This window comes from Brevibacillus panacihumi (assembly GCF_003710985.1).
Classification (GTDB): Bacteria; Bacillota; Bacilli; order Brevibacillales; family Brevibacillaceae; genus Brevibacillus; species Brevibacillus panacihumi.
In genome coordinates, this window is sequence record NZ_RHHT01000012.1 from 22,075 (window position 1) to 33,291 (window position 11,217).

General features: G+C 52.5%; 8 protein-coding genes and 1 pseudogene. 3 read left to right on the forward strand and 6 right to left on the reverse strand.

Translation table 11 applies throughout. The features are described from left to right. Window positions 1–21: 21 nt before the first annotated feature. Window positions 22–2,106, reverse strand: coding sequence for a methyl-accepting chemotaxis protein (locus EDM58_RS07605; RefSeq protein WP_122912818.1), 2,085 nt, complete (start codon window positions 2,104–2,106; stop codon window positions 22–24). Between the two features lie 86 nt (window positions 2,107–2,192). Beyond that, window positions 2,193–2,666, reverse strand: a complete 474-nt coding sequence (locus EDM58_RS07610; protein ID WP_122912819.1) for an N-acetyltransferase — start codon at window positions 2,664–2,666, stop codon at window positions 2,193–2,195. 238 nt (window positions 2,667–2,904) lie between these two features. Here EDM58_RS07610 and EDM58_RS07615 point away from each other — a divergent pair, with 238 nt between their 5' ends. The 3 genes from EDM58_RS07615 (at window position 2,905) to EDM58_RS07625 (ending at window position 6,421) form a co-directional block, all read left to right on the forward strand. After that, window positions 2,905–3,498 (forward strand): TetR/AcrR family transcriptional regulator, encoded by a 594-nt coding sequence (locus EDM58_RS07615; RefSeq protein WP_031306007.1) that lies wholly within the window; start codon window positions 2,905–2,907, stop codon window positions 3,496–3,498. A 171-nt stretch (window positions 3,499–3,669) separates the two neighbouring features. Next, on the forward strand, window positions 3,670–6,162 hold the full coding sequence (locus tag EDM58_RS07620; RefSeq protein WP_122912820.1) for a U32 family peptidase: 2,493 nt from the start codon (window positions 3,670–3,672) through the stop codon (window positions 6,160–6,162). A 25-nt stretch (window positions 6,163–6,187) separates the two neighbouring features. Further along, window positions 6,188–6,421, forward strand: a complete 234-nt coding sequence (locus tag EDM58_RS07625) for a DUF1128 domain-containing protein (protein WP_023557926.1) — start codon at window positions 6,188–6,190, stop codon at window positions 6,419–6,421. A 58-nt stretch (window positions 6,422–6,479) separates the two neighbouring features. On the opposite strand, the gene EDM58_RS07630 is transcribed toward EDM58_RS07625, so the two are convergent. The 4 genes and pseudogenes from EDM58_RS07630 to EDM58_RS07645 form a co-directional block, all read right to left on the reverse strand. Beyond that, window positions 6,480–7,976 (reverse strand): DHA2 family efflux MFS transporter permease subunit, encoded by a 1,497-nt coding sequence (locus tag EDM58_RS07630; protein ID WP_122912821.1) that lies wholly within the window; start codon window positions 7,974–7,976, stop codon window positions 6,480–6,482. Between the two features lie 250 nt (window positions 7,977–8,226). Beyond that, the gene (gene cimA / locus EDM58_RS07635; protein ID WP_122912822.1) at window positions 8,227–9,849 is read right to left on the reverse strand and encodes a citramalate synthase; all 1,623 of its coding nucleotides are present in this window, start codon (window positions 9,847–9,849) and stop codon (window positions 8,227–8,229) included. Window positions 9,850–9,986: 137 nt separating this feature from the next. After that, window positions 9,987–10,826 carry an alpha/beta hydrolase gene (locus EDM58_RS07640; RefSeq protein WP_122912823.1) on the reverse strand — a complete coding sequence of 280 codons (840 nt, stop codon included), beginning with the start codon at window positions 10,824–10,826 and terminating at the stop codon, window positions 9,987–9,989. 116 nt (window positions 10,827–10,942) lie between these two features. Continuing rightward, a pseudogene (locus EDM58_RS07645) lies at window positions 10,943–11,194 on the reverse strand (VOC family protein); the annotation flags it as partial. Window positions 11,195–11,217: the final 23 nt, after the last annotated feature.

An 11,217-nucleotide genomic window follows, 5' to 3' on the forward strand; every position in this document is an offset into this window, starting at 1 on the left:
AGGTTTTCCCGCAGGAGATCCTCATTCTGATGATTCTGACAATATAAACGATGACAATGATTTCTGCAGATTGTCAGCTAGCGCAGCCAATCGATCCGCAGAACCGACGATCAATTCCATCGATGAACTTTGCTCCTCTACGGCTGCCGAAATCGTCTGCACCCCAGCAGCGGCTTCGCTCGAAGCGGCTGAAACCTGATGGGCGACTGCTACGACCTGTTGCGCCTGGGGAGCCATCCTGCCGCATGTCTGGTTTACGCACTCCAACTCCTGCGAGACGCGCAAGATATTGTCCTCGATGTTTTGGAACATCTCACCTGACTGACGGGCAATCTGTCTGCCGCGCGCAGTCGTACCGGACCCTTCCTCCATTCGTTCGACCGCGTTTCGGGTGTCCTTCTGGATATCGCCAATCATCTGAACGATCTGCTGGGCGGCTTCATTCGTCCCCTCTGCCAGCTTTCGCACTTCTCCGGCTACGACAGCAAATCCTTTTCCATTCTCCCCCGCGCGCGCTGCCTCAATCGCCGCATTCAAGGCAAGAAGATTGGTTTGTCGCGCAATCTCGGTGATCACAGCGATGATTCTCGAAATGTTCTGTGAACGCTGCTCCAGCGCATGGATGACTTCCTTGGCAGCATTGACGGAACGATTGATTTCTTCCATGCTGACAATGACTGCCGTCACAGCCTCTCGTCCCGCTTCGGCATGCCGTTTCATTTCTTGCGAGGATGCAGAGACGCGCTGCACGTTATCCGTCACGTCCGCTACGTCACGGGTTAGCTCCTCCGCCAGGTGAAGCGTTTCCCCCATTTTGTCCAATTGGTTCTCGGCCGAGATCGCGACGCTGTCAACCACGTGGACGATCTGCTGGCTTGAGGAAGCGATTTCCGCGGTGTTGCCGTGGATTTGCAGTACGGAATCAGAGACGGAGGATGCCGCGCTGCGCACCTGCAGCAGGATCGCATGAAGCTGTTGGCGCATCTCGTACAACGATCGCCCCAGCTCTCCCAGCTCGTCTTTTCGCTTGAGCAGTCTCGCCGGGAAGGGACTCGCAAAATCGCCTTTTCCGATCCGTGCTGCTACTCCCAGCAATCCCTGGAAGGACTGGCTAAGCCAATTCGCGGTATACGTAGAGATCAGGACGATGAGCAGCAAGACAATCCCATTGAAGAGAACCATCGCCTGCATGATCTGGTTGGGTCCTTCCATGATCTCGGTCATATCCATCTCCGCGAGAATGATCCAATTGTGCTTGCCCACACTTACCTTGTCGTAGGAAACCAGCACCTCATTGCCGAGGTAGTCGGTGCCCATCTTCGTTCCATCTGATTGATCGGATGAAAAAGCCTCCCGGACGATCTCCGTGTCGACGAGCTGTGCAAGCAGCGTCGGCTGTTCGCGTCCCAGCTCGGAGCGCATCAGCTTGTCTGCGCCGACCAGATAGATTTTCCCTGTCTCCTGCAAGCCCTCTCTTCTGTTCAACTGTCGGGAGATATACTCCAGGGAGGTCTCCACAGCCAAATGGCCAATGATCACTCCCTTGTCATAAATCGGCACCGAGATGAACACGCCGGGGACATCTCCTGATGGCTCATAGCGTGCGAGGTCGGACATTTCCGTGCTTTGCTGCCCTGCTGCTTTTTGCACGGTCTGACCCAGAACCGAATTGGCATATGGCCCCGAGAGAAGATTGGTTCCGAAATCGGCCTGCGGCTTGATCTGATAGATGACATCCCCCCGGTCATTGATCAGAGATGCATTGGCAAAGCCGTAGCGGGAGACCTCCATTTTCAATTCTTTTGCATAGGCGGACTCTGCTTCCTGATAGGCATCAGACTCCCTGCCAAGCTTCCACACCGGTTCAAAGGATTGAATCGCCGTAATGATCGACCCTGAAGCTGCCAGGGTCTCGACATTTCTCGTCCGCTCCCGGAAGTAGTTTTCGACCTGTTCTTTGTTGCTGTTGCGCAAAGATTCTAAGGTGGCGGCACTGCTGTTCAACAATTCCTCTTTGGTTGCGTGATACGAAAACACACCTGCGGCAGTTAACGGCACGATTCCAGCGAACAATAAGGCAATCAGTACGCGCGCCCCTAGCTTCATCAGCAGCCCCCCATGACTTTTTCGTACTATTCTCTCTATGAATATAGTACCAGAAAACGAAAATGGAAGGCTATACCAATCTGCAATTAGGAGGTCTCAAATATCATGGCGATCTCGTCGCACATAGGTAATTTGGAGCAATTAATGCAATCTTTCCATACCTTTTGCGGCAGAGATTCCTTGGCTACAATCCAAAAGCCGCATTTCTCAAAAAACTCCTTTTGATACGTCAGAGCCAGCACGCGGTTGATGCCCAGAACGCGGCATTGCTCTACCAGATGCAAAACGAGGTGTTTTCCTACGCCCATCCCCTTGGCTCTTTCCGCAATCGCCAGCGAGCGAATTTCCGCCAGGTCTTCCCACAAAATATGAAGTCCCGCTACACCGACAACCGTCTCCCCATCATGGGCTACAATAAACGATTGCAGGTGCTCGCACACCGACAGCTTGGTGCGCGGAAGCATCAGCCCTTGTCGTGCATATTCATTAACAATCTCCAGCATCGCATCTACGTCTTTCATTGTCGCCTGACGTACGGTCAGCGCCTTGGTGACACTCATCTTACACTCCTCCACTCCACGCTCAGGAAGCCTGGTACAATATCATAATTATTCATTATAGTATATAAATATACATTCGCAATACGCAGAAGTCTATCCCTTTTTTCATTGTCTTGTCCCCGTTCATTCAAATGAATTCTTTCGAAAGAACAAATTATGGTATAATGACGGATAAGACATCGGTCAGGAAGTGGGTCCAACAGCATAAACGATGAATGCAAACGGAGGTGTACGCGATTTGACGACACGAAGAGAACGTAAAAAACGGGAGACGCGGGAAAAAATCTTCAATTCGGCCATCAAGCTGTTCAAGGAGCACGGCTTCGAGGGGACAACCATCGACATGATCTCCGAGGAAGCCGATGTGGCACGCGGAACGATTTTTCTCCATTTCACTTCCAAAGAAGCGATTCTCGCCAACTGGGGATACGAAAGGCTTCATGAAATTGAGGAACGTCGGGACGAGTGGGACATCGATGATGATTGCAAAGCGAAGGTCTTGCGCATCTACAAGATTATGAACGAAGTCACCATCAACAATTTCGACTTCATTAAGGTTGTCGTGGAGTCTTCGATGAAACACCGCAAAGTGCTGGAATCGGAGAAAAACATGTATTTTGAACTGCGCCAGCTTTTTGCGGATCTGATCGAAGATGCCCAGGAGAAAAAACAGTTGAAGTCCAAGTTCAATCCGCTGGTCGCTGCCAACATGCTCGAAAACATCTACTACAACGCGCTGTACGACTGGGTTCGCAGCGAAGGAGCATGGGCGTTGGAAGAAATCATGGAAGAAAAGGTCTCTATCGTATTTGAAGGGCTGCACACAGATTGAATCTTGTGATCAGCCCTTCGCGTTTTTCTGCGCATGCTTACCCATCCCCTGCCTTTTCCCTCTCTGGGGCACTTTCAACATCTACCAGCCTCGTTTTTGCTTGCGGTCACTATCACAATTCCCTATGATGAAGTTAGCTTGTTTGAAGACCTTGGAGGTAATGACATTCAGATGCGAAATGGAATCAAGCGTGAAGATATTGAATTGCTGGCACCCGCGGGTAACTGGGATTGTCTGAAGGCAGCTGTAGCCAACGGAGCCAATGCGGTATTTTTTGGAGTCGAAAAGTTCAACGCCCGTGCCAGGGCTGAAAACTTTCAGATGGCGGAACTGCCAGAGATTATGTCCTACCTGCACATGTACGGGGTAAAAGGCTTTTTAACCTTTAATATTCTGGTATTTGAAAACGAATTGCAGGACGCCCAGGAGCTGATCGACGCCTGTATCGACGCAGGTGTGGATGCTGTCATCGTCCAGGACCTCGGCCTGGTCAAGCTGATCCGGGAGATGTCGCCTGACTTCCCGATCCACGGCTCTACGCAGATGACCATCACCTCGCCGGAGGCAGTCGAGTTCACCAAGCCGTTCGATATCGAGCGCGTGGTGCTCGGACGCGAAAATTCGCTCAAAGAGATCCGCAAAATCGGAGAGAAAGCAAAGCTGCCGATGGAAGTATTCGTCCACGGCGCGCTGTGCGTCTCCTATTCCGGCCAATGCCTGACCTCGGAAATGTGGGGCGGCCGCTCCGCCAACCGGGGAGAATGCGCACAAGCCTGCCGCTTGCCGTACGATCTGATCGTGGACGGCGTGCAAAAAGAGATGGGCAACATCGCGTACCTGCTGTCTCCCAAGGATTTGGCCGCAATCGAGCTGGTGCCCGAGCTGATCGAAGCTGGTGTCACCTCGTTTAAAATTGAGGGAAGACTCAAATCCCCAGAATATGTCGCCAACGTGGTCAGCAAATACCGCGCTGCCATCGACCGCTATTTCGACGGCATCGACACGCCGCCGAATGAACAGGAAATCCGCGAGCTGCAGCAGAGCTTTTCGCGCGGCTTTACGCATGGCTTCCTGGAAGGAACGAACAATAAAAAGCTGGTAGACGGAAGCTTTCCAAAAAGCCGCGGCGTCTATCTCGGGGAAGTCAAGAAAAAACTGTCCCATGGCTTGCTCGTCGAAATTGCCTCCCCAGTCAAACGCGGGGACGGAATTGTCTTCGACGCTGGTGATCCGACTCAGAAGGAAGAAGGCGGGCGCATCTACGACATCCTCTCGCGCAGCAAAAAGGTAGAGGGCGAGGTATCAAAAGGGCTGTACGAGATCGTCATGGGCCGCAACGACGTGAACCTGAAGCGCATCAACGTCGGCGACCGCGTCTGGAAAACCAGCGATCCCGAGCTGGACAAGCGGCTGCGCAAGACGTTCGAGACCGAAAAGCCGTACCATACCTTCCCTATCGCGGTCCATGCCAGCGGAAAGCTGGGTGAAAAGCTGAAGCTGACCTGGGTGGACCTGCAAGCGCAGCACGCAGTTACCAACCAGTCCCAGATTCCGCTGGAGCAAGCCTTGAAGCGGCCGCTGACACGTGAACTACTGCACGATCAGCTGGGACGTCTGGGCGGCACGCTGTTCCATCTGAATCAGGAAGATTTGACAATCGAGTTGGACGGGGAACTGATCCTTCCGGTGAGCGAGCTGAACCGGCTGCGCAGGGAAGCTGCGGAGCAACTGCTCTATCTTCGCTCCAAGCCTCCTGTCTACCAGAAGCGTCCCGTGAATGCATTCGCAGACGTTCCTCGGAAAAAACAGGTGGAAAAGCCCCTGCTCACTGCTCTGTGCCGTTCCCTCGAGCAGTTGGAGGCGGCCGCGCAGACAGATGTGGACTTTCTCTATGCAGATTTTGAATTCGTGAAGCAGTATCCAGATGCCGTCAAGCTGGCGCATCGCTACAACAAAAAAATCGGCATTGCGACGATGCGCATCCACATGCCGGATGAGAACGGCGTGCTGGCCTTGATCGCGAAAAGCAATCCGGATGCCATCCTCGTGCGCAACACCGGAGCCTTGTACTACTACATGTCCAGACGCGGCGAAATCAATATCCCGCTGATCGGCGACTTTTCGCTCAACATCGCCAACCACAAAGCGGTCGAGCTGTTCCTGGACTGCGGCTTGGAGCGGGTAACGCCGTCCTATGATCTGAACATCCAGCAGATGGTGGATTTGCTGGAAAACGCGGACGCTGCCCAGATGGAATTGGTCATTCATCAGCACATGCCGATGTTCCATACCGAGCATTGTGTATACTGCACCTTCCTCAGCGAAGGAACCGATCATACCAACTGCGGTACGCCTTGCGAGACCTCCCGCGTCTCCCTCAAGGACCGCGTCGGCTTCTCCCATCCGGTCCGCGTCGATACCGGATGCCGCAACACCGTATACAACGCAATCGACCAGTCTGGGGCAGAATACCTGAATGAATTCCGTTCCCTGCAGGTGGGTTCCTACCGGATCGAGTTCCTGGAGGAGGAGCCTGAGCGCGTCAAGGAAGTCATCTCCCTGTATCGCCAGGCGCTGCGCGGAGAAGTGAGCGGAACACAAGTCTGGCGCACCCTCAAGGCGACCAATCAGCTAGGGGTCACCCGCGGACAACTTACCAAATAAATGCGAGACGAGAGGAGATGTTTCCATGGCTGACCTGAACCAACCATCGGTAGAAAACCTGTCTATTCTGATCGAGGGCATCAAAGCAAAGCTGAATATGGCGAATACCGCGGTCATGCGCCCGGAGGACTTCGATCTGGAGCACTACGAGGATCTGTTGTACCTCTACAACATGGTGCAGAAAAAAAGCACATTCGGCATCAACGAAATGACTGCCATCGTCGAAGAGCTGGGCCAAATGCGCAAGCAAGGATCCTAAAACGAGTACAAAAAGAAGAGTATGCGGCAAAGAACGCCTTTGCCCATACTCTTTTTTCTTATGTTTGCTGCTGAGCAACCTTCCCTCTCGCTCTGGCTCTCTGTCTTTCCGGACCGGGCGAATCATGCAGAAAGAAGGCAAGAATCAATGCTGCGGCTGCGAAACAGGTAGCGACCAAAAACGCGTCATTGGTGCCCATCGTCATTCCCTGCAGAGTCGCTTGTCCCATCTGGACCTGGTCTGCGGGATTGATCTGGCGCTCCCTGACGATCTCGGAAATATAGTTCTCGCTTCGGATCGTCATGATCGAGACGAACAGAGCGGTCCCGATCGCCCCTCCTATCGCATTGAGGGTATTGGACATCGCGGTGCCATGCGGATTCAATCGCAACGGCAAGGAATTAAGCCCCGCCGTCATGACCGGCATCATAAGCATCGACAGTCCGAAGCTGCGGAAGGTGTAGATGGTAGCCAAATACCAGAAAGTCGTGCCCAGACTCAGTCTGCTCAATCCAAAAGTCGTCACGATGGTAATCGACAAGCCGATAATCGCCAGCCATCTCGCTCCATATTTGTCAAACAGCCTGCCGTTGATCGGAGACATGATGCCCATCAGAATGCTGCCTGGCAATAACAGCAATCCAGACTGTACGGGCGACAAGCCCAAGATGTTCTGTACGAAGACAGGCAGCAGGATCAAGCCGGAGAACAAGGTCATATTCAACAACAGGCTGATCAATACGGCAATCGTATAGGTCGGCGTGCGAAAGATGCGAAACTCCAGCATGGCGTGCTCAATGGACAATTGCCTGCGGACAAAGATCACCAGACTGATGATCCCGATCAGAATGGGGACAATCACATGGTAGCTCCCCCAGCCATATCCACCTGCAGAGCTGAAGCCGTAGAGGATCCCGCCAAAACCGATCGTAGAAAAGATGACGCCCCATGGATCAAATTTCGGCTTTTCCGTTTCCGTTACATTTTTCAAGAGAAAGGCAGCGGCGATGAGAACGATCAAAGCGATCGGCAAAATGATAAAAAACAAGACGCGCCAGGGGTAATGTTCGACCACCCAGCCTGACAGAGTCGGACCGATTGCCGGTGCAAAGACCATGGCGACTCCGACAAATCCCATTGCCGACCCTCTCTGCTCTTTGGGATACATGTTAAAAATGACATTGGTCATTAAAGGCATCATAATTCCCGCACCGGCCGCTTGAATCATCCGCCCTCCCAGCATGGAGAGAAAATTGGGAGAAACGCCGCACAGCAATGTCCCGATCGAAAACAAGGTCATCGCAGTCAAGAACAGCTGTCGCGTCGTAAATCTCTCCATTAAAAATGCGGTCGTCGGGATCAATACCCCGTTCACCAGCATGTAGATCGTGATGACCCACTGTGCCGTCGAAGTACTGATCTGAAAATCTTGCATCAAATGGGGTATCGCTACGTTCAGCAAGGTTTGATTGAAAAATGCTACGATGGCTCCTGCAATCACAACACCTAGTATAAGTCCCCGGTTATAGCCCGGACCTGAGGCCGCTTGCGTCATGCCATTCCTTCCTTTCCTTGTGTCATGACTGCTATTCCCACGGGAGTAGTATGTGAAGGTGTTGCATTTTCCATTCTCTTACAAGATTAAGTTTGCGTTGGACAAGCTTTAGTGGCGGGGAGGAAAAAGGAGAAACGCTAGAGGCGGGTTGAACGCTTTTTCTCCTCTTTCCTCAACGAGTTGTGTCTTGTATCTCAAATAAAAACAGCGCCCAAATCCGTAGATTCAGGCGCTGCTTGTCGTCATGTCATTAATGATTGAGAATCCCCACTCGGGCTTCCGAGGCAACCAGGTTCTTCGCTTCCTCGCAGCCTTCCTTCCAAAGAAGATAACGGATACTGTCCGCCAGAGCCTCCCAGCTCGCTTCGATGACGTTGGTAGAGACGCCGACGGTGCTCCATTTTTCCCCATCGCAGGCGGATTCGATCAGTACGCGAACCTTCGCTGCTGTTGCACCGTTTTCGTCCAGCACGCGTACCTTATAGTCGGTGAGATGCATCTTGGAGATGCATGGATAGTAAACTTCCAGCGCTTTTCGCATCGCGTTGTCCAGCGCATTGACCGGACCATTGCCGTCCGCTGCCGTATGGACGACTTCTGTATTGACATGAATCTTCACAGTTGCCTCAGACGTAATTGCGTGCGAAGCTGATTTCTCCATGAGAATTTTGAAGGAATCGAGCGAAAACAGATTTTTCAGCTTTCCGGACGCCTCCAGCAGCATCAAGGTAAGCGACGCTTCCGCACCTTCGTACTGGTAGCCCTGGAATTCGCGCTCTTTGATCGTTTTGATGATTTCACGCGCTTCTGCACGCTCCAGGGAGAGGTCGATCCCCAGCTCTTCCATTTTTGCCTGCAGGTTGCTTTGGCCTGCCAGCTCCGAGACCAGCACGCGACGCTTGTTGCCGATCTCCTCCGGCTCGATATGCTCGTAGGTTTTTGGATCGCGCAAGACCGCGCTGACGTGGATGCCCCCTTTGTGGGCAAACGCGCTGTTGCCTACAAAAGGCTGGTTGTTCGGCAGCGTCATGTTGGCGATCTCCGCCACATAGCGGGAAAGCTGTGTCAACTGCTGCAGCTGCTCGCTGCTGACACAGGAATACCCCAGCTTCAATTGCAGGTTGGGTACGACAGAGATCAGATTGACGTTGCCGCAGCGCTCTCCGATGCCGTTGATCGTACCTTGCACTTGTGTCGCGCCCGCTTGCACTGCTGCCAGCACATTGGCGACGGCGACTCCGCTGTCATTGTGCGGGTGTATGCCAAGTGGAACGTGCAGGTTTTTTAATACGGCCTTCACTATGTCGTAGATTTCTGTCGGAAGGCTTCCGCCGTTGGTATCGCACAGGACGATCCAATCAGCCCCGGCCTGCTCTGCCGCCTGCAATACCTGCATGGCATAGGCGGAATTGGCTTTGTAGCCGTCAAAAAAGTGCTCCGCCAGGAAGAGCGTGGTCAAACCCTGTGACTTCAGAAACGATACGGAATCGCCCACCATCCGCAGATTTTCCTCCAGGGTGGTTTTGAGTGCGTCTGTCACATGCATATCCCAAGATTTCCCAAAAATAGCCGCCGCTTTTACGCCGCTTTCGATCAGCGCTCGCAGATTGTCATCCTCTGCTGCCGCAACATGAGGTCGACAGGTGCTGCCAAACGCGGTTATCTTCGCGTGCTTTAGGGGAACCTCTCGTATCCGCTCAAAAAAGGCCATGTCCTTGGGATTGCTTCCCGGCCAACCGCCTTCGATAAAATCAATGCCAAACTGATCCAGCCGCAATGCAATTTTTATTTTGTCTTCCACCGACAAGCTGATGCCTTCACCCTGCGTACCGTCACGCAGCGTCGTATCGTACAGATACACTTTTCTCTCCATGTGTCTCCACCCCATACGAAATCATTTTTTCTTTTTTCAGAATAATCTAACCATTTAAACTCCTGAACACTAGACAGTATAACATAGCCCAGAAGGAAAGAAAATGCGGGAGGAGACGGAAAATCCGCCCTCCCTTCCTATGTCCATCTGCTGTGGACAAAATCAGCTGTCAACCGGATCGCTTCCTCTAATTGAGGTGTGCTTCCCGCAAATGGATGACGCGCGTTGAAGGTATGGTCTGCCCCGTCGATCCAGTACAATTCGCTGTTTTTGGCGGCTGCATGAAGTCGATCAGCCCCTTTTACCAGTCGGGCAAAATCTTCACGTCCCTGGATAATGCGCAATGGCTGATCCATCTTCGCTACTTTGTCCAGCAGATCGTATTCTTGTCGATGGCTGTCCACGTCTTCAATGACCACACGGGTAATCGGCATCTGCTGCCCTGTACGAGCATTGGGGATATAGCCGACACCGTGCTGCGCAATTTCGGCGCGAAGCTTCTCATCGAACAGGTTGACATCGGCGACACCGTTCCAGGTGATGATGCCAGTCACGCGTGGATTTCCTGCCCCGAACAGGATCGCGTCTGCCCCGCCTTTGCTGTGTCCTGTTACGAACAGCTTGTCTTTGTCGGCAACCTCTGGCAAATCCAGTTCATTCGCTTGTATCGCTTCCACCAAAGCTTGCAGATCCGCTACTTCCCGCGCATAAGTATTGCGGCCGAATTTCTCCAGCTCGTCGAAATGGGTTTCGCTCTCTCCGACGCCATTGCAGGAAAAGTTGAAGCGTATCGTGACGATTCCCCTTTTTGCCAGTTCCTCTGCAATGTACGGGAAGCTGCCCCAGTCCTTGAAGCCCTTGAAGCCATGGCAAAACAGCAGGATCGGCTGCCGCTCCCCTTTTGTTCGATCCGCATGCCAGTTTCCCCGCAGCGTAAGTCCTTCCCCGAGGGACAGGGAAAATGCTCTTGTCTCCATCTGCAGCACCTCTCGTTTTTGATCCTTTTCATTTATTATGCAGGCCGTCCAGTCTAAATGAAACAAAGAACTCGCCTGCACGAGGAGAGTTCGGGTTAGCTGAACCTGCTAAACAATTACCCTTTCAATAAAAACGTGTTCCCATCTTCATCTTTAAATTGTACAAATGTTCCCCATTGCATCTGATTGGGTTCTCCCAGAAACTCTACTCCTCTTGTTTTCATTGTTTCATATGTACCTAGGCAATCGTCACAAGCGAAAACAATGGATGCTTTCATGTTTTCTGAGCCTTGCATCATCGAATTGGGATAAAGAACCAAACGGGTTTGGGCACCCTTAGGGGCTACTTCAAGCCAATGTGCATGTGGACTGTTTTTCGCAAGTCAAAAAT

Bases quoted from the DNA above. Each gene is read 5' to 3' on its own strand.
- EDM58_RS07605 (WP_122912818.1), bottom strand. From the start codon at position 2,106: ATGAAGCTAGGGGCGCGCGTACTGATTGCCTTATTGTTCGCTGGAATC.
- EDM58_RS07610 (WP_122912819.1), bottom strand. From the start codon at position 2,666: ATGAGTGTCACCAAGGCGCTGACCGTACGTCAGGCGACAATGAAAGAC.
- EDM58_RS07620 (WP_122912820.1), top strand. From the start codon at position 3,670: ATGCGAAATGGAATCAAGCGTGAAGATATTGAATTGCTGGCACCCGCG.
- EDM58_RS07625 (WP_023557926.1), top strand. From the start codon at position 6,188: ATGGCTGACCTGAACCAACCATCGGTAGAAAACCTGTCTATTCTGATC.
- EDM58_RS07630 (WP_122912821.1), bottom strand. From the start codon at position 7,976: ATGACGCAAGCGGCCTCAGGTCCGGGCTATAACCGGGGACTTATACTA.
- cimA (WP_122912822.1), bottom strand. From the start codon at position 9,849: ATGGAGAGAAAAGTGTATCTGTACGATACGACGCTGCGTGACGGTACG.
- EDM58_RS07640 (WP_122912823.1), bottom strand. From the start codon at position 10,826: ATGGAGACAAGAGCATTTTCCCTGTCCCTCGGGGAAGGACTTACGCTG.